This is a genomic window from Psychrobacillus sp. FSL H8-0484, from assembly GCF_038005325.1.
Classification (GTDB): Bacteria; Bacillota; Bacilli; order Bacillales_A; family Planococcaceae; genus Psychrobacillus.
In genome coordinates this window covers 3,089,161-3,111,508 of record NZ_JBBOSZ010000001.1, presented here as the reverse complement: position 1 = coordinate 3,111,508, position 22,348 = coordinate 3,089,161, and the positions used below count along the sequence as shown (strand labels likewise).

The window sequence follows — 22,348 nt, the reverse complement described above, 5'->3', positions numbered from 1 at the left end:
ATGTAATGAACGGATAATGGAGGGACCATCATCAAAAAAGTATGTCATATGACGAGTGCTCATGAACGTTATGATATTCGCATATTTGAAAAGGAATGTAAATCATTAGCAAGTCATGGCTATGATGTCTCCTTAATTGTAAATGATCAATTACCTAATGAAACAGTGGATCAAGTAAAGATCATCTCGACCAATTTTAAGCCAAAGAGCCGACTTGATCGGATGTTGAACTCCAAGAAAAAGATATTTAAAAAAGCGGTGGAAGTAGATGCCGATATCTATCATTATCATGATCCTGAATTAATGCCAATCGGGAATAAGCTAAAAAAACGAGGAAAGAAAGTCATCTTTGATTCCCACGAAAATTATACGATACAAATTAAAGGAAAAGAATATATTCCAAAGTTTTTACGAAACATCTTCTCTAAAATTTACTATGTATATGAAACATATTCGATCAAACGAATCGATGCGGTCGTTTTTCCATGTACGTATAGTTTAAAAAATCCTTTTGAAAACCGGGCGAAAAAAACAGCTTTTATTGACAACTTTCCTATGTTACACGAATTGTACGATCGTTTTAATGAAAATGAAGTGAAACAAAAGAATACAGTTTGTCATATTGGTACGTTAACCTATGATCGAGGCATTACGCATAACATCCTAGCCGCCTATAAATCAAAGGTCAACCTAATATTAGGGGGCGTTTTATCCCCGAATCGTTATCTTCAAGAGGTTAGCGGTAGAAAAGAGTTTTCGTGTGTGGAATATAGAGGACATGTGAATCGAGAAGAAGTAACGGATATTTTGCGAAAAAGTAGGATTGGTCTATGTACAATTTTAAATGTTGGCCAATATAACAAAGGCGATCATTTTGCAACAAAAGTCTATGAATATATGGCGATGGGATTGCCCGTCATTATAACCGATTTTCCATATGCCAGGGAAGAATTGAAAAGATACAAATTTGCCATCCTAGTCGATCCTGAAAATGTCGATGAAATCACGGAGGCTATTTTGTACTTATTGAAAAACCCTGAAATCGCAAAGGAAATGGGAGGAAATGGTCGATTGGCAGTAAAAGAAAAATACAATTGGAGTATCGAAGAACAAAAATTAATCGCTTTATATAACAGCTTATAAAGGACGATTCGCTCTCTATGAGCATGAAAATAAATCTTCATATCGAAAAAAGTTCCTTTGCACACATATATAAGTTAGAGGTGGAGGCTTGTTATGGTAATTGATGCGATGAAAAACAATAGAAATCCTGAAGAAATAGAGGATCTAAAAATCAGTATCGCCATCATCTCCTCCACCGTCATCCTAACTATTCAGTATTTTATTTTAATTTCCTTCAATCTAATGGCAACAGCTAATGGATCAATCATACAATTACTATCCAAGACCGTCGTTGGGATCATCTTTCTTTATACATTACCAACTGTATTTAAAAGAAAAAAAGTAGAATTCATTGTTGTGTATTATGTTGCGATCTTCATATTATTAATTCATTATCTCCTATTCCCAGAAAATCAAGAGCATATGATTGAATTGATTTTTCCACTTTTTTTTATGTGTTTACCTGTCTTTATCTATACCTTAAGTCTAAAAAACTGGTCCATTTTGAAGGAGGTCATGAAAAAAGCGAGTCTCATTATCTTTCTGTTTGGGTTTTTGTCATGCATACAAATCCTTATGAATAATGAATTCGCAAACGATTATAGTATGGCCTTATCCTATTATATGCTGTTACCGACTATCCTCTTTTTAGATGAATTATTAGATCGCTTCTCATTGAAAGCACTATTCATTACCTGTTTTTCACTGATCATTATTTTAGCAATCGGATCGAGAGGACCTATTTTGTGTATTGGGATTTTTATTATCCTTAAGTTAATTCGACCGGTTTCTAAACTAAATTTTTCAAAAGTTATGATATACATGTCTTCTTTCCTAGTTGCGATCTTCACAATCTTATATTTTGAAAAAATCTTACTTGCCATTGATGATTTTCTATCGAAATTTAACATCGATAGTAGAAATATCTCGTTATTCTTAAATGACTATCTTCACTTAAGTGGGCGAGATCGAATATACGAAAAAATACTAACAGAAATTGTGCAACAACCTATTTTAGGGATTGGGATTGCAGGTGATCGTCGAGTTGCGGATGGTAACTATGCGCATAATATCATTTTAGAGGTTTTTTTAAATTTTGGTGTCATCATAGGGTTAATTTTGGTCATTGCGTTCATTATGTGGTTACTAAAATTATTGTTCGTCAAAGACATGAATGTGTACAACATGATGATTATCTGGATTAGTCTTGGATTTGTCAGTCTGTTGGTCAGTGGTTCCTATTTAATTGATGTGAATTTTTGGACGTTATTAGGATTAATGATCAGCCAATTAACGATGAATAGAGGAAATTCATTGAAGCAGACTGGGGAACAAATGAGTGAATGTGAACCCTTCGATGAGTACTCAGTTAAATGGAAGAATAGATAGAACAACTTATAAATGTAGTACAGTATTAGGGGAACCTATTGATCCAACATGATTTTATAGGGAGTTTTAATCATGAATAAGAAACAATTTTTGCTTGATTCACTATTAAATATTGTCGCTACAGCCATACCGATCATTATTCTTCAATTAGTGACACTACCGATTATTGGGGACCGATTAGGTGGAGACCAATACGGTTTGATTGTTACATTAATCAGTCTCTTTACTGTATTGAGTTTTCCGTTCGGCAATGTGTTAAACAATATCCGTTTATTAGTAGATAAAGAATATAGTAAAAAGCAAATTTTTGGTGATTTCAATATTTTATTAATCAGTAGTATTGTGTTAAGCACGATCATGATGATCATTGGAACGATCTATTATGAAGGTAAGTTTTCATTCATCAGTATTAGTTTAATCGTCCTCATCTCCTGTTCAAATTTATTAAGAGAATATTTAGGCGTCAGTTTTCGGCTACAGTTAAACTATAAAAAGATTGTAATCAATAATGTGATCTTAACCATTGGCTATATTTTGGGCACTTTTTTATTTAGTTTGATGGGATACTGGCAATTCATCTTTATTTCTGGATACGGATTTAGTGTTCTCTATATCATCAAAAATTCAACCCTATTGAAAGAACCAGTTGTACGCACAGACCTATTTAACTCCACTACTTATAAAAGTATCGTTCTCCTCGGCTCTTCTCTACTAACAAACATATTAAATTATGCAGATAAACTATTAATTTTTCCCTTACTTGGCCCAGCTGCGGTAACGATTTATTATACGGCGACCATCATCGGTAAAATCATGTCCATGGCCATCACGCCGATTAATGGGGTGATTTTGAGTTATATAGCGAGACTAGAAAAATTTAATCACAAAACATTTGGTTCGATTTTGCTACTGACAGGGATTGTTGGCATCATTGGATATGTTTTGACGATTTGGATCAGTCCGTTTGTTCTCGGTTTTTTATATCCTGATTGGGCAAATGAGTCGTTAAAATATATTTATATTACAACCGCAACGGCTATTGTCGGTGTGATTAGTTCGGTCATCCAACCTTTTATTCTGAAATTTAACCATATTAATTGGCAGTTGATTATTAATGGATCCAATGTGATTGTCTATATGGTTTGTGCGTTTGTCTTGTATCAATTTTATGGATTAATGGGCTTTTGTATCGGGATTTTCATTTCAAGTGTGTATCAATTAATCCTCATGGTTTGTATTTTTATCGTAAGTAATCGTCGAAATCACGAAGATCATGTAATAAGTGAATAAAATCAAAGGGTGGAAAATAGTGAAAAATCAAAGGTTGACGCATGATCACTTAGAAACGCCATATTTTTTAATCGATGAAAACGAATTAGATTCAAATCTCAATCAGCTGGAAGACGCACTTCGGAAACATTGGGATCACTCAATCATCGGTTATTCATTCAAAACGAACGGCTTACCTTGGTTATTGAATTACTTTAAAGAGCACGGAATCTATGCAGAAGTGGTTTCAGACGATGAATATGAATTAGCGAAGAGGCTGGGGTATGAAAAAGATAAAATCATTTATAACGGAGTCGCCAAATCAAAAGAAACGTTTATCGAAGCCATCAAAAATGGATGTATTGTGAATGTTGATTCGCAAAGGGAGCTAGATTGGCTTAGAGAATTGGATCAATCTAGAAGGGAAATGTACGAAGTTGGTATCCGCGTGAACTTTGATTTGGAGCGTGCCTGTCCCAATGAAACTGTCATGGGAGCAGAGGGTGGACGATTTGGGTTTTGTTATGAAAATGGGGATTTGAAGAAAGCGATTGATACTGTCAATGCGCTAAAAACGATCAGCTTAACAGGCCTGCATTTACATTGCAGTACAAAGACAAGAAGTTTAAATATCTATCGAGCGATTTCGAAAATGGCCTGTGAAATCACACAAAAATATTCACTAAAGCTAAAGTATGTGGATGTCGGTGGAGGGTTTTTTGGAGGGCTTAAAGATAAACCCCAGTTTGATGAATATATCGAAGTAATTTCTTTTGAATTAAGCAAAGTATTTAATAAAGAAGAGACGGTTTTAATCGTAGAACCAGGAACGTCGATTGTCTCCTCTCCATTTAGTTTTGTCACAAGTGTCGTTGATGTGAAGCAAACGAGTGCGAATCATTTTGTCACAACGGATGGTAGTCACATTAATATCAATCCACTGAAAAATAAGGGGATCAAGTTTTTTAGGGTTCAGTATAAGGATAGTGAGGATAGAAAGCTTATCGACAAACAAGTCATCTCTGGGTTTACCTGCATGGAGGATGACCGAATCATGGTGCTAGAGGACGCTCCTCGAGTTTTGGTTGGGGATCAAATCATTTATGAAAAAGTTGGCGCGTATTCCATGAGTCTATCTCCGTTATTTATTAAGTTCTTTCCTGCTGTCTATGTCGAGAAAGATGGCGTGATGATGGAAGCTCGTGAAAAATGGACAGCTGATCATTATTTGTGAAGATATCTCTTTGGCAGTTTGGAGGAGGAAGGCGCGCTCATGACGGGGGGAAAGGTGCACATAGATACGTGCGACGTGCTCATAACCGGGGAAAAGGTGCTCATAAATGACAGGTTGATGCTCATAAACCCGAGTTTCGCACACATAAAAATGAGAGGCGCACGTAACAGGAAAAAAGTCGCTCATAAACCCAAGAAACGCGCTCATAAACCCGAGTTTCGTGCTCATATATCCCGGGTCGTTGCTCATAAGTAGTAGCACCGCTCAGCAACTAAAGGTTAGCGCTCAAAAAAAATGAGAGGAGCTTTTCAAATGAACATATTGATTCTTAGTTGTGGAACTAGGAATAAAATCGTTCAATACTTCAAAAAAGAGCTTGAAGGAATCGGCAAGGTCTACGCGACAGATTGTAGTCCTCTCGCACCAGCACTTTATGATGCGGACCAGTACTTTATCGTTCCAAGGATTGATCATCAAGATTATTTAAGTACGATTCTAGCAATATGTAAAAATAATGATGTCAAGGCTGTGTTTACGTTAATCGACCCGGAAATCAGTTTGTTAGCGAAACATCGAGAAGAATTTTTAAACGTAGGCACCATCCCGATTGTGTCTGATTTAGAAATCGTTGAGATGTGCTTTGATAAGTTTTCTCTGAATACATTTCTAGTAATAAACGGCTTTCATTCAATTAAAAGCTATATTGATAAAGAAGAATTTTATCGAAATGTGGATGCTGGGGTTGTAGACTTTCCCGTATTTGTTAAACCAGTAAAGGGCAGCGCAAGTATCCATATCAATAAAGTGACATCAAAAGAGGAAGTTGAATTATTATTTAAAAACTATAAGAATATGATGATTCAGGAATTTATAGATGGGGTTGAAATCGGCGCGGATGTGTATATAGATCTCCATTCAGGTGAACCCGTCGCCATTTTTACAAAAGAAAAGCTTGCGATGAGAGCAGGAGAAACGGATAAATCCATTTCTATCAAAGATGAAAAACTGTTTGATCTTATTAAAGATTTTGTGAAAGTGGTTGGTTTTAGAGGAATCATTGACATCGACATTTTTAAAGTAAATGGGGAATATATCATTTCGGAAGTGAATCCACGTTTTGGTGGAGGTTACCCGCATGCCTATGAAAGTGGTGTCAACATACCGAAGATGATCGTCCATAATTTACACAATCAAGTGAATAAAAATGTCATTGGTCGGTACGAAGAACGTATTCGGATGATGAAATACAACGAAATCAAGATTATTAGATAACTAGATGTTGAGAATTCAGTGGTTGGAACGAAGATGAAGGAGCTTTGGAATATGTACACAGTCAGTAATCTGAAACTGTTTTTTAAAAGACTGATCGATCTAGTTGGTAGTGGTTTAGGATTGCTATTGTTATCACCACTGATTGTTGTGATTGTCTTGCTTATGAAAATCACGATGCCTGGTCCCGTTTTTTTTAAGCAAGAAAGGGTGGGGAAAAGCGGGGTAGACTTCCATATATTTAAATTCCGAACGATGAAGGTTGACGTGGAAGCAGAGAGAAATTTAGATTTTTCAAAGGATGAAAATCGAATTACTACATTAGGGAAATTTTTAAGAAGGACAAAAATAGACGAACTTCCGCAGCTTGTCAATGTTTTGGTAGGAGAGATGAGTTTAGTAGGACCTAGACCAACAGTTCGTATACAAGTAGAGGAATATACACCGGTTCAGATGCATCGTCTTCAGATGAAACCAGGAATGACAGGTCTTGCCCAAGTCAAAGGGGGTAATTCAATATCGTGGGAGAAACGAATCAAATATGACCTTGCATATATTCGAAATTATTCCATTTTACTCGATGTTAAAATCATTATTAAAACGGTTGCGATAATTGTGTTCGGTGAGGAGTATTTTAAAAGCAGTTAATGTTGTAGGTATGAAAATGAATAGTGAAAAGTCTGTTTTTAACCGTAAGGAGATGGAAATGAAATCAATCCTAATTGGCTCTGTTGATTCAAGTAAAGTGGTACTTGAAGAAATGATCAAACTGAACTTTCTGGTGGACCCCGTATTTTCCCGAGCTAGAGGAGACTATTTAATATTATGCGCTTATCAAACAAACCTGACTTGAATGGAGGATTATTTGGAGCTCATTGTAATTAGCACGTATAAACATCTGGGAGTATATGAGAAAGAATGGTCTGCTATTTCAGCAGAAAATCAAAATACGAACCCATTTATAGAGTTTGAATTTGTTTATAACTGGTGGCGTTTCCTAAGTGAAAATGAAGAAGTGGAAATATATGCAGTAAGAGAGCATAAACGTATTATTGCATTTTTTCCGATTCAATTGAAAAAAACTTGGTTTGGCTATATAGTGCAGTTTTTAGCTCTTGATAATGCTAATTATATGGATATAATTGCTCGAAAAAGAGACATGGATCGGGTCATTATGTTTGTTTTTGATGCAATTATTAAGCAAAAGAAGAGTGCCGTTTTTTATTTACATGGTTTAGTAGAGAATAGGGGTACTCCTGTTAAACTATCCAACTATTTGCAAGCAAGAAATATGAAGGAGCAATCTAAACGAATTGTAACTTCTTATGATGATTCGGATGATTACACAAGAAAAACTATCTTTTCTACAAATACATTAAGAGCAAAAACGTATCGGAATTTTTTATGGGCAAAAGAAACGATAACTCCTAAAGGAATTGAGAGAGTAAAAACTTGAACTTAAAATAGTTGGGTTTCATTTCACTGAAAAGCTTCTTGGACGCACAGTATCATCCACAGCCCCTGTAAGTGAACTGGTTGTTTTACCGTATATCAAGTTGTATGGTGGACGGTTCTTATCAAAACCTGTTTCTTCGTGAAGGGTTGAATAGTTAACACCTTGGCAAATAATTTGCGCCGGACTTGTAAAGGGGCTTAATAATTTTACATCATCGAATGAAACCATTCTATTATTCTCCTGAATCATTATAACTTTTGCTTCGGATATTCCATATTTCAAAAATCTAGCTAATCTGTCATATTGCTCTGTTAATACAGCGATTTTTTGTTCTTTGACGACACCCCAATATATATTGTTTTGCTGTTGGAAACGTACAATTTTCAAACCCATTCGATATCCTCCATTCCTTTTCCTGAATTATTAGTAATATTTAAGCTGCTTTCAAACGAAAAAATAGAGTAGTTACCAACTAATAACCTTTTGTATTTCAATACTTTTTACTAGGATTTGCTTTAGCAACTATGCTAAATCTATCTTTCTCTTTATTCAATACGTACATGTTATACTTATGAATAATGAATGGAAAAGGATGTTGAATATGACACAGGAAAAACCACATGTACTAGTAATAGATGGAATGGCTCTACTATTTCGCTCGTTTTTTGCAACAGCGATGTCTGGAAACTATTTTAAAAACGATAAAGGGATTCCGACAAATGCTGTACAAGGATTTGCTCGGCATGTACTAGCTGCACAGCAATTAATGCAGCCGACCCATCTGGCCATTTGTTGGGATAAAGGGATGAATACATTTCGGAATGATCTATATGATGGCTACAAATCCAATCGACCAAAGCCTGCTGAAGAACTTGTACCTCAATTTGATATGGCACAAGATTTATCGGAGCATTTAGGTTGGATGAATTTTGGCATTGTGGGGATGGAAGCGGACGATACAATAGCTTCCATTACACATAAATGGCAAGATGATGCGAGGTTTACGATTGTTAGTGGTGATAAGGATTTACTTCAGCTTCTGCATCCTTCCACAGAAATTGCCTTTACGAAAAAAGGATTCACTATTTACGACGTATATAACGAAGCTAGATTTCTAGAGGAATACGGGATATCACCACTTCTATTCCCAGATGTCAAAGCATTTATGGGGGATTCCAGTGATGGGTACGCAGGAGTAAAAGGGATTGGACCGAAAACAGCTTTACAATTAGTACAAACCTATGGAACAGTTGAAAAAGTGATAGATTCACTTCATTTGTTAAAAGTCGGGCAGCGAACAAAAATTGAAACAGACTTACAAATGCTTCATTTATCTAAACAGCTTGCAACCATTCGACGAGATGTTCCAATAGAAGCAGAACTAGATCAGCTTGTAGTACAAAACATCGATTCTACTAAATTGGACTATTTATACGATCATGGATACACGATTTTAGCTAGACAGCTAAAAAATTAACGAGTTGAACAGGGGGCGACTTTTACAAAAGTAAGTATGGAGGCATTGTCTGTATAGCGTATTTTACGGATGCTACTTTCACGATTTCGCCCCCCGTTGTCGTGAACGAGTAGAAAAAGCTCACCCTCATCTAATTCGTATCCAATAAGTGGTACCCAATGATAGGAAAAAGTAAATTTTTTATTCCATTTAAACGTAAAATACTTATCGAATTTTAACGCGAGCGGTCGATCATTTTTTATTCGTCTAATGCACTCTGCAACGAGCATTTTTCTATTAACCAATCAGGTCCTAGAAGCTTGCGCATATTACGCACCAAACGATAAGTAAATAACCCAATCCGAGTACCACCTAATTTGCTGTAAAGTTCATTTGGATGGTAAGCATTTGTGTTTGGGAATAAAAAATTTAGTAGCACGTATGCAGTGACAGGACCACAAGCAGAAGCTTGATAATTAGATTGAATCGAAGCATTATATTGAGAGTAGCCTTGAACAGGCAATTGAATTTTCATTAGTGACCTCCAATTCAAAAAGAGTTTTTCCTATTTAAAAGGGAAGAGCTCTTTTTTAGATTTTACTTTAAATATACTTGAATAAATTTGCAACAAATACATATCGTATAATATTTGTATTGTCTAAAGTATCGGAATATTTTATAGTGAAATCAGATGAACTGAGTATAAAAAGGGGTTAATGACTTGATTCGACTATTACAAACGCAAGATTATAAAGAGGCATCAAATATCGCTTCGCTTGCTTATCCAGGTATGAACTTGCAAACAGAAGAGAAAAAAATGGAATTTGTAGAGCGTTTGACACGAGAGCAAAAGGAACAAAACGGTATTCACTATTTCGGCTATTTTAATAAGATTGAAGAGCTTCTAGGGATTTATCGTCTGCATGATTTTGAATGTAATATAAACGGAAAATTTCAACGTATTCTCGGAATCGGTATGGTGGCTGTACATCTTCTTCACAAAAAAGAGAAGATTGCATTTCAACTTCTCTCCCATTTTCATGCATTTGCTAGACAGGAAAATGTAGCCCTCGTTTCCCTGTATCCTTTTAATCCAAGTTTTTATCGGAAAATGGGGTATGGATATGGGCCAATGAAATATGAATTTAAAATTAAGCCAAGCGCTCTTATTGCAGATGGAGAAAAAGGATTGGTGAAGTTCTTATCTCCAGATGATGAGGAAGAGATAGTCTCTCTATATAATGATTACGCTCAAAGCAATCACGGGATGATTAAAAGAACATGGAGTGAAAGGCAACATATTAAAAATGCAACAACCCATTACGTTGGTGTGGTAGAGGACGAGCGATTAATTGGTGCAATAGCATTTACATTGCAGCCAGTAAAAGATAGTCACTTTCTACACCAACATATGATTGTGCACGAATGGATTTGGACAGAACCTCTAGCTTATAAACAGTTAGCTTCTTGGTTACATTCCCAACATGATCAAGTGGATCGAATTATTTTTCGTACGAATGATTCATCCTTTTTATATGGACTTACGAATCCAATGAATGATTCCAACCATCTTATACCAAGCGCATATCATGAGGTTGCAACAACCGGAGCAGGCTTAATGTATCGTATTACTAATATCCTATCGTTTGTAAACGAAACCGACTTTCATAACCTTAGAAGACCAGAAGAAAATACAAGAATATTACTAGAAATAGAAGATACATTCATAAATGAGCAACAAGGGTTATATGAAATTACTTACAATGGTGATTATTGGAATGCCACAAAATTATCTGAATCCAATGAACAAGCAAATGTACAAATTGGTATTCATAATTTAAGCGCTTGGTGGATGGGCTGCGTTTCCGTTGAAGCTCTTCAAAATTACGGCGAAGTGACATTAAATAATATAGATGTAAAAAAGTTGGATGAGTGGTTTAAATCAAAACGTACTCCTATTTGTTTTACATCGTTTTAAAAGGAAGTAAAAAAGGGGGTTAGGGAATGATTTCGTTTAAGACAATCGAGCATCTAACGTTTAAGGAAGCGCATAAACTTTTTACTCGTGGGTTTGAAGGGTATTTTGTTCCGATGCAGATGTCATTGGATGCTTTTGTAGCACGTTTAGGCAATGAAGGGCTTTCAACAGAGTTGTCAGTTGTCATGTTTGATGAGGATATTCCTATTGGAATTGTGTTGCAGGGCATACGAGAAGTGGATGGACAGAAAATAGCATGGAATGGTGGAACAGGAATCATTCCAGAGTACCGTGGGAAAAAGCTTGGTACTATTCTGATGGAAAAAGCGCTCGAACTATTGAAGCAACAAAGTGTATCTGTTGCTACTTTAGAAGCTTTGACTGTGAATCATCCAGCTATTAAATTATATGAAAAGATTGGCTATGAAGTAATCGACACATTACATTTTTGGGAAGCGGATGGAGTACTTCCTTTCGATGAGGATGTGGCAAGTGAATTTAGCTTAAAAAGAATCCCAGCCTTACAAGCAGCTAATGCAGGTATTTTTCCAACTTTAGTGCCGTGGCAAGTGGATCCTTCCATTATCCCGAAGGTTGGAGGAGAAGCGGTTATTGCAACGAAGAATGAGGAAGTGCTTGCTGCTTGTTTAGTAAAAACAAAGCAACAATACGGTTCAGAAGTGGAAGGTGTCACTTTATTTCAAGCAGTTCTTAATAAGGAAGATGAGGAAGGCGAGCGTGCTCTTCATGCTGTACTACAGGAAGGACTGTACTTTCAACATTCACTCAAAAGAACAACTTATAATTTAGTGGATTATAAGCAAAAGACACTTTCATTTTTACAAAATCAAGGATTTAAAAAAATGGAGCTTTCTCAAGTGTTTATGGTAAAGAAATTTTTAACATAAAAACGTGTATTTCGTTTTTTTAGACACTGTTTAATTATGCATAGTTTTTTGAAGCATATATTTTGTGACAAAAAATCCGCGAGACTCCTGCGGAAAAATGGGCTGCCAAGACCCCGCAACGAGCTTATAGGAACAAATCCTAAGTTCGCCACATCCATGTGGCAACGGATTCGTGACCAACATCCTGTTGGCCCGAGAGGAATTGGCAGTTCGCCCGCGGAAAGCGAGTGGATTTTCGTCACTTAACAACATGATCATTTAACAGAGCCTTTTATAAAGAAAAGGCTGCTCCGAAATGGAACAGCCTTTTTGATATTTAGTTTTGTGCATCCAAAAATTCAGTTACCTGTTCTGGAGATTTTGCGTTTGCACTATGTAAGTGTGCTTTTTTTCCTCCATTTTTATAAATAAGTAGACTAGGAATACCCATTACTTCATATTTATCTGCGATTTCTGGAAGTTCGTCACGGTTCACTTCATACCAAGTATATTGGTTATATTTTTCAATGATAGGATCAATGAACATTTCCATTCGACGGCAATCTGGGCACCAGCCAGCTTCGAATTTTACTAGTACTTCCTTGTCACCAGAAATGATTTCATTAAATTGTTCTGTTGTTGTAATTTTTTGCATATCATATACCTCCATCTCTTTTGATTTAAGTTTACACTGTTTTCAATAGCCGAGAAAGAAATATGCATTTTTTTACTCATTTTATTATTGCGAAAATTCAAATAGTGTTCTAAAATGATAGATATAGAAATTGATTTTATTTTTTTTGTTCATAAAATGAATGAGCGTTCATTCAAGTTGAAGGGGAGGCTTTGCACGTGACATATCAAATTAAAAAAGCAGCTGTACTTGGTTCAGGGGTAATGGGTTCCGGAATCGCAGCTCACTTAGCAAACATAGGCATACCAACTTTGTTATTAGATATCGTTCCAAGAGAAGTTAGTAAAGAGGAAGAAGCAAAAGGATTTACATTGGAGCACCCATCCGTTCGTAATCGCTTTGCTCAAACAGCTCTCCAAAAACTGTTGAAGCAAAAGCCAGCACCACTTACTTCTATTAAGAACTTGCAACAAATTACTGCAGGCAATTTAGAAGATGACTTGGAAAAGTTAAAAGATGTGGACTGGATCATAGAAGTAGTAGTAGAAAATTTAGAGGTTAAAAAGAGTTTATATGAAAAAATAGATGCAGTACGTAAACCGGGGACTATTATCAGTTCTAATACTTCAGGTATTAGCATTCATGCGATGGTGGAAGGTCGCTCGGAAGACTTTGGAACGCACTTTCTTGGAACGCATTTCTTCAATCCACCACGTTATTTAAAACTATTAGAAGTAATTCCGGCAAAAACAACTTCTCCGGAAGTAATAGAGTTTATGAAAAAATTTGGAGAAGACGTTTTAGGCAAAGGGGTTGTACTTGCAAAAGATACTCCAAACTTTATTGCAAACCGAATTGGCACATATGGCTTACTTGTAACACTTCGTGAAATGCAAGCAAGAGGATATTCAGTTGGAGAAGTAGACTCTGTCACTGGTCCACTAATCGGACGTCCAAAATCTGCTACGTTTAGAACACTAGATGTTGTGGGTTTAGATACATTTGCACATGTTGCGAAAAATGTATATGACCAAACATCTGGTGAAGAGCAAAAAGTATTTGAAGTACCTGGATTTATGCAAAAAATGCTTGAAAATAAATGGCTTGGTGCAAAAACAGGTCAAGGTTTCTTCTTAAAGGAAGGAAAAGAAATTAAAGAATTGAACATAGAAACACTTGTATACGAGCCAGTGAAAAAACTTAAAACACCTTCCATAGAAATGGCGAAGCAACAAAAGGGTCTAGCTGCAAAAGTGAGAACGTTAACATATGCAAAAGACCGAACTGGAGAGCTTTTATGGAATATTTTAAACCCAACGCTTCGATACTCAGCAGAGCTTCACGGAGAAATTGCAGACGATATCGTATCCATCGACCAAGCGATGAAATGGGGATTTGGGTGGGAGCAAGGCCCGTTTGAAATTTGGGATGCAATAGGTGTAAAAGATTCCGTGGAAAAAATGAAAGCAGAAGGTCATGAAATACCAACCTTCGTTCAATCTTTGCTAGATAAAGGTTTTGAATGCTTCTATAAAGAAGAAAATGGAGATCTTTACTTCTTCGACGGAAATGACTACAAAACCGTTCCAGTAAATGAAAAAGTAATAGATTTGAAGAGATATAAGAAAAAAAATGGTGTCATCAAGGCCAATTCTGGTGCAAGTTTAATAGATTTAGGTGACGGGATTGCTTTATTAGAATTTCACTCCAAATCAAACGCAATTGGCATAGACATTGTGCAAATGATTAACTTTGCAGTAGACGAAGTGGAAAAGAACTTCAAAGGGCTTGTGATTGGAAACCAAGGGAAAAACTTTAGTGTAGGAGCTAACCTTGGGATGATTTTAATGGAAGCGCAAGACGATAACATTTTTGAATTAGACTTTGTGATTCGCCAATTCCAAAATGCGATGATGAAAATTAAATATTCTGCAAAACCAGTTGTAGTTGCTCCATTCGGAATGACACTTGGTGGAGGAGCAGAAGCTACTTTACCAGCAGCTCACATTCAAGCATCTTCGGAGACTTATATGGGGCTTGTAGAAGCAGGAGTTGGCCTGATTCCTGGCGGTGGGGGAAATAAAGAGCTTTATATGAAACACTTAAAAGGTCTTCCAAACGGTGTCCAAGTGGACTATCAATATGTTGCAAATAAAGTATTTGAAACGATTGCAATGGCGAATGTATCGACTTCTGGAGAAGAAGCACGTGAAACTAACTTCTTAACCTTTGCGGATGGCATTAGTGTAAATCCAGACCATTTAATTTATGATGCAAAACAAGCAGCGTTAGCACTTGTAGAAGCTGGATATAAAGCTCCTATTCGTGAAAAAGTTCCTGTGACAGGATCACCTGGCTATGCGACGTTACTTTTAGGAGCGGAAGGTATGTTCTTATCTGGATATATTAGTGAGCATGATCTGAAAATCGCGAAAAAACTTGCATATGTTATTGCAGGTGGGGAAGTTCCATATGGCACGCTAGTAGATGAGCAATATTTACTTAATTTAGAGCGTGAAGCTTTCTTAAGTTTAGTTGCAGAACCAAAATCACAAGCAAGGATGCAGCACATGTTAGTGAAAGGTAAGCCATTACGCAACTAAACATGTGTTAGGTAAAAGGAGGAGAACTCATGCGTGAAGCAGTAATCGTAGCAGGTGCTAGAACACCAGTTGGTAAAGCGAAGAAAGGATCTTTAGCAACTGTTCGCCCAGATGATTTTGGGGCATTGGTTGTAAGAGAAACGTTAAAAAGAGCCGGTGGATATGATGGCCCGATAGATGACTTAATTTTAGGATGTGCGATGCCAGAAGCAGAGCAAGGGATGAACGTTGCTCGTATTATCGGTGCATTAGCAGGTCTTCCAGATAGTACACCAGCTATTACGGTAAACCGTTTTTGTTCATCAGGTCTGCAATCGATTGCCTATGCAGCAGAGCGTATTATGCTTGGACATTCCGAAGCAATTATTGCGGGTGGAGTAGAATCGATGAGTATGGTCCCTATGATGGGAAATACAATTCGCCCCAATGCGCATCTTGCTCAAACAGCACCACAATATTATATGGGAATGGGTCATACAGCAGAGCAAGTGGCGAATAGATATGGTGTAAGCCGTGCCGATCAAGATGCTTTTGCCGTTCGTTCACATGAACTTGCTGCAGCTGCAATTGCCGCTGGAAAGTTCAATGACCATATTGTTCCTGTTGAAGTAGTGAAGTATTTTGTAGATGAAAATAACAAAGCTCAAGAGAAAAAGTTTTTATTTGAAATGGATGAGGGCGTTCGTGTTGGTACGACAGTTGAAACACTTGCAAAATTACGCCCTGCATTTAACGTTCGTGGATCAGTCACAGCAGGAAACTCTTCACAAACCTCAGACGGAGCAGGAGCAGTACTTGTGATGGACCGTGAAGTAGCAGAAGCTCAGGGATTAAAACCAATGGCTAAATTCCGTTCATTCGCAGTTGGCGGTGTGGCACCAGACCTAATGGGTATTGGACCAATCGTAGCAGTACCAAAAGCATTGAAACTTGCAGGATTATCGATAGAGGACATCGATATTTGGGAAATTAACGAGGCGTTTGCTTCTCAATCGATTCAAGTAGTTCGTCACTTAGGAATCGACATCGAAAAAGTAAATGTTAATGGCGGTGCAATCGCTCTAGGACACCCACTTGGAGCAACTGGAACAATTTTAACATTAAAAATGATGAGCGAGCTGAAGCGTCAAGGTAAGCAGTTTGGGGTAGTAACAATGTGTATCGGAGGCGGCATGGGGGCAGCCGGCGTATTTGAGCTTTTATAAGACAAACAGAATAACTATCACATAGGGGGATTAGGATATGACAAAGGTTCAAGATGTAGTTAAAGGTGGAAGCTTTTTAGTAGAAGATATTGATGCAAACCGTGTATTCACACCAGAGGACTTCACGGATGAGCAAATAATGATAGCAAAAACAACAGAAGACTACGTGATAAACGAAGTATTACCTGTTGTTGAAAACTTAGAACATCATGAGTTTGAACACTCAGTACGTTTATTAAAATCTGCTGGAGACCTTGGTTTACTTGCAGCTGATATTCCAGAAGAATACGGTGGTTTAGGTTTAGACAAAATTTCTTCTGCATTAATTGCAGAAAAATTATCCGTAGCTGGTGGTTTCTCTATTACACACGGGGCACATGTTGGGATTGGTACTTTACCAATTGTTCTTTTTGGAAATGAAGAGCAAAAACAAAAGTACTTACCAAACTCTGCTTCTGGAGACAAAATTTCTGCATATGCATTAACGGAGCCAGGTTCAGGTTCTGATGCACTTGGAGCAAAAACGATTGCAAAATTAAATCCAGAAGGCACTCACTACATTTTAAATGGTGAAAAGCAATGGATCACAAACGCAGGTTTTGCAGATGTATTTGTAGTATACGCAAAAGTAGACGGAGATAAATTCACGGCATTTATCGTGGAACGTGAATTTCCTGGTGTTTCCGTAGGAGCAGAAGAGAAGAAAATGGGAATCAAATCATCTTCTACTCGTACGCTAATTCTACAAGATGCAGAAGTTCCAGTAGAAAATTTACTAGGTGAAATCGGTCGTGGACACATAATCGCCTTTAACATTTTAAATATTGGTCGGTACAAATTAGGGGTAGGTACTGTAGGTGGTTCTAAGCGTGCATTAGAATTAGCGATTTCATACTCCAATCAACGTCAACAATTTAAAACACCTATTTCTTCATTTAATTTAACTAAGCAAAAATTAGCTACAATGGCATCTAAATTATATGCGACAGAAAGCTTAATCTATCGTACTGTTGGATATTTTGAAGACCGCATGGGCCAATTAAGTGAAGAAGAGCAAAAGGACGGAAAAGCAATTGCTGCTTCTATCGCGGAATATGCAATTGAATGTTCTATTAATAAAGTTGTTGGTTCGGAAGTGTTAGATTATATTGCAGATGAAGCTGTTCAGTTACATGGTGGATATGGCTTCATGCAAGAATACGAAGTAGAGCGTATCTATCGTGACTCACGTATTAACCGTATTTTCGAAGGAACAAACGAAATTAACCGTCTAATCGTGCCGGGCACGTTCTTGAAAAAAGCATTGAAGGGTGAATTACCGCTGCTTCAAAAAGCACAAAGCTTACAAGAAGAGCTATTAATGATGATGCCAGAGGAAGTTGGAGATGAAGCATTAGCTCAAGAGAAAGTATTAGTAGCGAATGCGAAGAAGATTGGTATTTTAGCTGCTGGCCTTGCTGCACAACGTTTTGGTACGAAATTAGAAGCAGAACAAGAAGTACTTGTGAATATTGCAAACATCGCCAACAACTTATTCGCAATGGAATCTGCCGTTCTTCGTACAGAAAAAGCAATTGGCCGTAGTGGTGAAGAAAAAGCAAACCAAAAACTTCTTTATACACAAATTTTCTGCCAAGAAGCTTTTGATGACATCGAAAAAGCAGCAAAAGAAACGTTAATTGCATCTGCGGATGGCGATAATTTGCGCATCATGCTTTCTGCTCTTCGCAAACTAACGCGCAATACGCCTTATAACTTGATTTTGAAAAAGCGTGAAGCATCTGTAAAGCTAATCGACGCTGAAAAATACATCGTTTAATCTAGAAGGGGGCTGTCCAATAAGCCCATAAATTGATCTGACCCAAAAAAGTTAGACATATTTAGTTAAGCAACTTCTAAGACCTGAGTTCGGTACTCCACCGGGCTTAGGTCTTTTAATTTTTCCTTCATTCGTTTGTGATTGTAATAGTGAATATAGTCTTTGAGTTCCTGTTCAAAATGTGCCATGGATTCAAACTCTTGTAGATACAGGAGTTCAGATTTTAATAAGCCAAAGAAATTTTCAATGACTGCGTTGTCCAAACAATTGCCCTTACGGGACATACTCTGCATTATCCCATGTTGTTTTAATGTTTGTCGATACTTTTTCATTTGATAGTGCCAACCTTGATCCGAATGAAGAATGACTTGATCACTTGATTGAAGGCGCTCCAATGCTTGTTCTAGCATATCATGGACTAGTTTGTACACTGGACGACTCATTACTGTGTATGCAATGATTTCGCCATTGCATAAATCAAGGACGGGTGATAAATAGCGTTTCTCACCAAATAGATGGAACTCTGTCACGTCTGTTACCCATTTCTCGTTCATTTTTTTCGCTGTAAAATCGCGTTGTAATATGTTTGGGGCAATTTTTCCGACGTTTCCTTTATACGAACGGTATTTCTTCATGCGGACTTCACATTTTATGCCAATGGCATTCATCAAATAATTAATCGTTTTAGGATCATAATGAAAGCCGTATTTTTTCAGTTCTTTGGCAATCCTACGATAACCATAACGTCCCTTATGTTCAAGATAAATGGACTGAATTGCGACTTTCACTTCAGCGTATTTATCAGTACGATTCAAACGCTTTTCCCAGTAATAATACGTACTACGTGGAATATCAGCGACTTTGATTAATTCCACTACTTCATAGATTTCCTTTAGTTCATAAATTACTTGCGCTTTGATTTGATTGGTAATTTTTCTTGCATTTGAACTAAAGTATTCAACTTTTTTAAGTACGCATTCTCCATTTCTAATTGTTTAATACGTGCCTCTAATGCCTCAACAGATCCTTCAATTGGTGTTGGTTTCGTTGTTCTATTTGTTTCTTTTTTCATGGATGGACGCCCCTTTTTCTTAGAAACAAGGGCATCATAACCACCAACCTCAAAATTCATTTTCCAATTCCGAATCATACCAGGAGATGAAATATTAAATAGTGCAGCTGTATTAATCGAAGATGTACCTGTCTCGTTCATATAATTAAGTACATTCATTTTATAGTCAGCTGAATATTTTGTATAGGACCTTAAGAAAGTCTCTACACCATTTTTTTGATAGCGGCGAACCCATTCATTTACAACCCGATCTGTCACTCCGATATCTTTTGCGATTTCAATCATAGATTCATTTCCATTTAAGTATCGTTGAACTGCTTGAATACGTTGTTCAGCCCTTACTTTTGCCATAAAAAACCCCCGTAAAAGTTAGATTGGTGTCTAACTTTTACGGGGCAGTTCACTTTTTCTACACCTGTTTTTTGTATACTTTTTATTAAAACTACTATTTTTTGTAAGCAATTGATTGTAGAGAAAGACGGCGACTCCAGCGGGAATAGCATGAGCTGAAGGCCCCGCAGGAGCGAAAGCGACGAGGAGACTGAAGCCATGCCCGCGGAAAGCGTCCGTCTGGAACGGAAATCAATTCATTGGAAAAGGGACCATCTCTCAGTCAATGTATGACTTTAGGGGCAGCCCCTTTTGTTTTAAGATATGAAAATCCAATGAATTACACGGAAAGCAGTGTTTATCTGTTAATAAGAATTTATAAAAATCCTTTTAAGAAAAGAATTTCTACCTCATTTCTCATACTTGTAATAAACACGAACATATTTTAAAACAGCAACAGAGCTCCCGACTCGCGCAGAAACCCGTGTGCTCCTGAGCAAAGCTCGTCGCAGACAACCCGTGTGCTCCTGCGCAAGCTCGTCGCAGAAACCTGTGTGCTCCTGCGCAAAGCTCGTCGCAGAAACCCGTGTGCTCCTGCGCTAAGCTCGTCGCAGAAACCCGTGTGCTCCTGCGCAAAGCTCGTCGCAGACAACCACTGCTTTTGGCAGTGGTTGTGTGCTATGATAAAAGAAAAAAGGTGAGATTTTATGACGATTCAATTTTTTGGATATCCAAAGTGTAGTACATGTAATATGGCTAGTAAATTGTTAAGAGACAATGGAGTAGAGTTTATTTATCACCATATAGTAGAAGATCCTCCTTCTAAAGAACTTTTAAAGGAAATGCTTGATACAAGTAATGTTGATTTAAAGACGTTTTTTAATACAAGTGGTATGAAATACCGTGAGCTTCAATTAAAGGACAAGCTTCCTACCATGTCGGAAGAAGAGCAACTGGCACTTCTTGCAACAGATGGAATGCTTATTAAACGTCCACTTGTTTTTGATGGGAAACAGCTTACGTTAGGTTTTAAGGAAGAACAGTTTACGAATAGTTGGATAAGCAAATAAAGCACCTTTCACACGTTGATAGTCATGCATGATCCTGCGCCATTTCATTTGCTCATCGCAGAAAAAGATTTGCAACCGTTGCGACATGGATGTCGCGAACTTAGGTTGCCTTCCTAGCCAAGCGTTTTCAAGACAGTCTAAGCTGAACCTTTAGAGATCAGACGTCTGACGCCTTAATACTACTTGTTTTTCCTAATAAAATATGTGACTATAATAAGTGGATGTATAACAATTTTGAGAGGGGTATATTTATGAGCGCACCTAAAGATTTAAAGTATTCAGCAGAGCATGAATGGGTAAAAACAGAAGGCGAGAACGTTCGCATCGGTATTACTCATTTTGCACAATCAGAACTAGGAGATATCGTGTTTGTAGAGCTTCCACAAGTGGGAGACGAGATTAAAGCAGGAGATCCTTTTGGTAGTGTAGAATCTGTAAAAACTGTTTCAGAACTTTATGCACCTATTAGTGGGAAAGTTGTGGAAGTTAATAGCGAATTAGAAGATAGCCCCGAATTTGTAAACGAGTCTCCATATGAAAATGCATGGATGATAGTAGTAGAGCCAACTGATGTAACTGAAGTGGATGCATTATTATCTTCAGAAAAATACGAAGAATTAATTTCATAGTAATAATGAAAACGCCGGTTAATTGTCGGCGTTTTTTTCATATAATGATTGAAAGAAAGTAGTAGGGAGAGAAGCTAAATGGCTAATGTATTTAGTGAAAAAGTAATTCTCGTCGAAGGCAGATCAGATAAGCTACAGCTTTTAACACTTCTGGATGAATCCCCAGAAATCATTTGTACAAATGGAACTATTTCTAGTGTAAAGCTAGAGGAGATTCTGAATCCCTATGTAGGTTTACCAATTTATGCTTTTTTGGACTCAGATAAATCAGGTGAGCAAATTCGTTCGATTGTTAGAAAAGAATATCCTGAAGCAATTCATTTATACACGAATCCAATGTATTGTGAAGTCGCTAATACCCCTTTTAAAGTTTTGGCTTCCATATTGAAACGTGTTAATATTAAAGTGAAAAAAGAATTTTTACTTTAGGATGATGCATTGTGAATGAATGGACACGAGAACAGTGGGAGCAACATAAAAATAATTCTCAGCTTTCTTTATTATATATTTATACACCTATGTGCGGTACTTGCCAGGTAGCAAGTAAAATGCTGAATGTCATAAATGAAATGGTTTCGTATCCATTAGGTCAAGCCAATATAAACTTTTTAGGAAACCTAGCTCAAGAATATGAAATTGAAAGTGTACCATGTCTTCTTATAGCGAAGAATGGGATTATTTATAAAAAAATATACGCTTTTCAAGCTGTACCATATTTGTTAGAGACAATAAAAAGTATTGACGACCAAGTAGTCGTATGATAATATTCGATTTGTACTAAAATTTAATAGTGTCGCTCTTATTAAGAGAGGTGGAGGGAAGTGCCCTACGAAGCCCGGCAACCGTCATGTAAATGAAATGGTGCCAAGTCACGCAAAGCGAATGCTTTGGGAAATGAGAGAATGGATGAGTGTTATTTAAATTGA

General features: G+C 37.1%; 21 protein-coding genes and 1 riboswitch. Of the genes, 17 read left to right on the top strand and 4 right to left on the bottom strand.

The window, feature by feature from the left end; translation table 11 throughout:
* Positions 1–48: 48 nt before the first annotated feature.
* From MHH81_RS15215 to MHH81_RS15185, 7 genes are all read left to right on the top strand, one after another.
* Positions 49–1,143 carry a glycosyltransferase gene (locus tag MHH81_RS15215; protein WP_340922675.1) on the top strand — a complete coding sequence of 365 codons (1,095 nt, stop codon included), beginning with the start codon at positions 49–51 and terminating at the stop codon, positions 1,141–1,143.
* Positions 1,144–1,236: 93 nt separating this feature from the next.
* Entirely contained in the window at positions 1,237–2,511 is a 1,275-nt protein-coding gene (locus MHH81_RS15210) for an O-antigen ligase family protein (RefSeq protein ID WP_340922672.1), read from the top strand.
* Positions 2,512–2,583: 72 nt separating this feature from the next.
* Positions 2,584–3,801, top strand: a complete 1,218-nt coding sequence (locus MHH81_RS15205) for a lipopolysaccharide biosynthesis protein (protein WP_340922670.1) — start codon at positions 2,584–2,586, stop codon at positions 3,799–3,801.
* Between the two features lie 19 nt (positions 3,802–3,820).
* A complete protein-coding gene (locus MHH81_RS15200) occupies positions 3,821–5,014 on the top strand; it encodes a pyridoxal-dependent decarboxylase (RefSeq protein ID WP_340922668.1) in 1,194 nt (397 codons plus the stop codon).
* Between the two features lie 312 nt (positions 5,015–5,326).
* The gene (locus tag MHH81_RS15195) at positions 5,327–6,286 is read left to right on the top strand and encodes an ATP-grasp domain-containing protein (RefSeq protein WP_340922665.1); all 960 of its coding nucleotides are present in this window, start codon (positions 5,327–5,329) and stop codon (positions 6,284–6,286) included.
* Between the two features lie 51 nt (positions 6,287–6,337).
* Complete coding sequence (locus MHH81_RS15190) at positions 6,338–6,931, top strand: sugar transferase (protein ID WP_340922663.1); 594 nt, start codon at positions 6,338–6,340, stop codon at positions 6,929–6,931.
* A gap of 217 nt (positions 6,932–7,148) precedes the next feature.
* On the top strand, positions 7,149–7,739 hold the full coding sequence (locus tag MHH81_RS15185; RefSeq protein ID WP_340922660.1) for a hypothetical protein: 591 nt from the start codon (positions 7,149–7,151) through the stop codon (positions 7,737–7,739).
* An 18-nt stretch (positions 7,740–7,757) separates the two neighbouring features.
* Here MHH81_RS15185 and MHH81_RS15180 read toward each other — a convergent pair whose 3' ends face one another.
* Complete coding sequence (locus tag MHH81_RS15180; protein WP_340922657.1) at positions 7,758–8,132, bottom strand: fumarylacetoacetate hydrolase family protein; 375 nt, start codon at positions 8,130–8,132, stop codon at positions 7,758–7,760.
* Between the two features lie 208 nt (positions 8,133–8,340).
* On the opposite strand from MHH81_RS15180, the gene MHH81_RS15175 reads away from it, so the two are divergent.
* The gene (locus tag MHH81_RS15175) at positions 8,341–9,216 is read left to right on the top strand and encodes a 5'-3' exonuclease (RefSeq protein ID WP_340922654.1); all 876 of its coding nucleotides are present in this window, start codon (positions 8,341–8,343) and stop codon (positions 9,214–9,216) included.
* A gap of 238 nt (positions 9,217–9,454) precedes the next feature.
* On the opposite strand, the gene MHH81_RS15170 is transcribed toward MHH81_RS15175, so the two are convergent.
* The gene (locus MHH81_RS15170; RefSeq protein ID WP_340922651.1) at positions 9,455–9,730 is read right to left on the bottom strand and encodes a hypothetical protein; all 276 of its coding nucleotides are present in this window, start codon (positions 9,728–9,730) and stop codon (positions 9,455–9,457) included.
* Positions 9,731–9,916: 186 nt separating this feature from the next.
* On the opposite strand from MHH81_RS15170, the gene MHH81_RS15165 reads away from it, so the two are divergent.
* A complete protein-coding gene (locus MHH81_RS15165; RefSeq protein WP_340922648.1) occupies positions 9,917–11,173 on the top strand; it encodes a GNAT family N-acetyltransferase in 1,257 nt (418 codons plus the stop codon).
* A 26-nt stretch (positions 11,174–11,199) separates the two neighbouring features.
* Positions 11,200–12,081, top strand: coding sequence for a GNAT family N-acetyltransferase (locus MHH81_RS15160; protein WP_340922645.1), 882 nt, complete (start codon positions 11,200–11,202; stop codon positions 12,079–12,081).
* Between the two features lie 316 nt (positions 12,082–12,397).
* Here MHH81_RS15160 and MHH81_RS15155 read toward each other — a convergent pair whose 3' ends face one another.
* A complete protein-coding gene (locus tag MHH81_RS15155) occupies positions 12,398–12,715 on the bottom strand; it encodes a thioredoxin family protein (protein ID WP_340922643.1) in 318 nt (105 codons plus the stop codon).
* A gap of 197 nt (positions 12,716–12,912) precedes the next feature.
* Here MHH81_RS15155 and MHH81_RS15150 point away from each other — a divergent pair, with 197 nt between their 5' ends.
* The 3 genes from MHH81_RS15150 to MHH81_RS15140 are packed head-to-tail and all read left to right on the top strand — an operon-like array spanning position 12,913 to position 18,321.
* Positions 12,913–15,297, top strand: coding sequence for a 3-hydroxyacyl-CoA dehydrogenase/enoyl-CoA hydratase family protein (locus MHH81_RS15150; RefSeq protein WP_445678099.1), 2,385 nt, complete (start codon positions 12,913–12,915; stop codon positions 15,295–15,297).
* Positions 15,298–15,326: 29 nt separating this feature from the next.
* Complete coding sequence (locus tag MHH81_RS15145; protein ID WP_340922640.1) at positions 15,327–16,502, top strand: acetyl-CoA C-acetyltransferase; 1,176 nt, start codon at positions 15,327–15,329, stop codon at positions 16,500–16,502.
* A 37-nt stretch (positions 16,503–16,539) separates the two neighbouring features.
* Positions 16,540–18,321 carry an acyl-CoA dehydrogenase family protein gene (locus MHH81_RS15140; protein WP_340922637.1) on the top strand — a complete coding sequence of 594 codons (1,782 nt, stop codon included), beginning with the start codon at positions 16,540–16,542 and terminating at the stop codon, positions 18,319–18,321.
* A 65-nt stretch (positions 18,322–18,386) separates the two neighbouring features.
* Here MHH81_RS15140 and MHH81_RS15135 read toward each other — a convergent pair.
* A protein-coding gene (locus MHH81_RS15135) for an IS3 family transposase (protein WP_340922634.1) occupies positions 18,387–19,744 on the bottom strand; the annotation gives its coding sequence in 2 pieces (ribosomal slippage) (positions 18,387–19,291 and positions 19,291–19,744; 1,359 coding nt in all).
* A gap of 686 nt (positions 19,745–20,430) precedes the next feature.
* On the opposite strand from MHH81_RS15135, the gene MHH81_RS15130 reads away from it, so the two are divergent.
* The 4 genes from MHH81_RS15130 (at position 20,431) to MHH81_RS15115 (ending at position 22,183) form a co-directional block, all read left to right on the top strand.
* Positions 20,431–20,793 carry an arsenate reductase family protein gene (locus tag MHH81_RS15130; protein ID WP_340922632.1) on the top strand — a complete coding sequence of 121 codons (363 nt, stop codon included), beginning with the start codon at positions 20,431–20,433 and terminating at the stop codon, positions 20,791–20,793.
* A 251-nt stretch (positions 20,794–21,044) separates the two neighbouring features.
* Positions 21,045–21,422 carry a glycine cleavage system protein GcvH gene (gene gcvH, locus MHH81_RS15125; protein WP_340922630.1) on the top strand — a complete coding sequence of 126 codons (378 nt, stop codon included), beginning with the start codon at positions 21,045–21,047 and terminating at the stop codon, positions 21,420–21,422.
* A 78-nt stretch (positions 21,423–21,500) separates the two neighbouring features.
* Positions 21,501–21,851, top strand: coding sequence for a hypothetical protein (locus tag MHH81_RS15120; RefSeq protein ID WP_340922627.1), 351 nt, complete (start codon positions 21,501–21,503; stop codon positions 21,849–21,851).
* A gap of 11 nt (positions 21,852–21,862) precedes the next feature.
* Positions 21,863–22,183: a thioredoxin family protein gene (locus MHH81_RS15115; protein WP_340922624.1), complete on the top strand. Its 321-nt coding sequence runs from the start codon at positions 21,863–21,865 to the stop codon at positions 22,181–22,183.
* A gap of 35 nt (positions 22,184–22,218) precedes the next feature.
* A riboswitch (SAM riboswitch) is annotated at positions 22,219–22,323 on the top strand.
* The last annotated feature ends 25 nt before the right edge of the window (positions 22,324–22,348 follow it).

What these genes read in the sequence shown, in the direction of transcription:
- MHH81_RS15160 (WP_340922645.1), top strand. Translation starts at nt 11,200, where the DNA reads ATGATTTCGTTTAAGACAATCGAGCATCTAACGTTTAAGGAAGCGCAT.
- MHH81_RS15215 (WP_340922675.1), top strand. Translation starts at nt 49, where the DNA reads ATGACGAGTGCTCATGAACGTTATGATATTCGCATATTTGAAAAGGAA.
- MHH81_RS15170 (WP_340922651.1), bottom strand. Translation starts at nt 9,730, where the DNA reads ATGAAAATTCAATTGCCTGTTCAAGGCTACTCTCAATATAATGCTTCG.
- MHH81_RS15210 (WP_340922672.1), top strand. Translation starts at nt 1,237, where the DNA reads ATGGTAATTGATGCGATGAAAAACAATAGAAATCCTGAAGAAATAGAG.
- MHH81_RS15180 (WP_340922657.1), bottom strand. Translation starts at nt 8,132, where the DNA reads ATGGGTTTGAAAATTGTACGTTTCCAACAGCAAAACAATATATATTGG.
- MHH81_RS15140 (WP_340922637.1), top strand. Translation starts at nt 16,540, where the DNA reads ATGACAAAGGTTCAAGATGTAGTTAAAGGTGGAAGCTTTTTAGTAGAA.
- MHH81_RS15155 (WP_340922643.1), bottom strand. Translation starts at nt 12,715, where the DNA reads ATGCAAAAAATTACAACAACAGAACAATTTAATGAAATCATTTCTGGT.
- MHH81_RS15130 (WP_340922632.1), top strand. Translation starts at nt 20,431, where the DNA reads ATGACGATTCAATTTTTTGGATATCCAAAGTGTAGTACATGTAATATG.
- MHH81_RS15205 (WP_340922670.1), top strand. Translation starts at nt 2,584, where the DNA reads ATGAATAAGAAACAATTTTTGCTTGATTCACTATTAAATATTGTCGCT.
- gcvH (WP_340922630.1), top strand. Translation starts at nt 21,045, where the DNA reads ATGAGCGCACCTAAAGATTTAAAGTATTCAGCAGAGCATGAATGGGTA.
- MHH81_RS15175 (WP_340922654.1), top strand. Translation starts at nt 8,341, where the DNA reads ATGACACAGGAAAAACCACATGTACTAGTAATAGATGGAATGGCTCTA.
- MHH81_RS15190 (WP_340922663.1), top strand. Translation starts at nt 6,338, where the DNA reads ATGTACACAGTCAGTAATCTGAAACTGTTTTTTAAAAGACTGATCGAT.
- MHH81_RS15120 (WP_340922627.1), top strand. Translation starts at nt 21,501, where the DNA reads ATGGCTAATGTATTTAGTGAAAAAGTAATTCTCGTCGAAGGCAGATCA.
- MHH81_RS15145 (WP_340922640.1), top strand. Translation starts at nt 15,327, where the DNA reads ATGCGTGAAGCAGTAATCGTAGCAGGTGCTAGAACACCAGTTGGTAAA.
- MHH81_RS15195 (WP_340922665.1), top strand. Translation starts at nt 5,327, where the DNA reads ATGAACATATTGATTCTTAGTTGTGGAACTAGGAATAAAATCGTTCAA.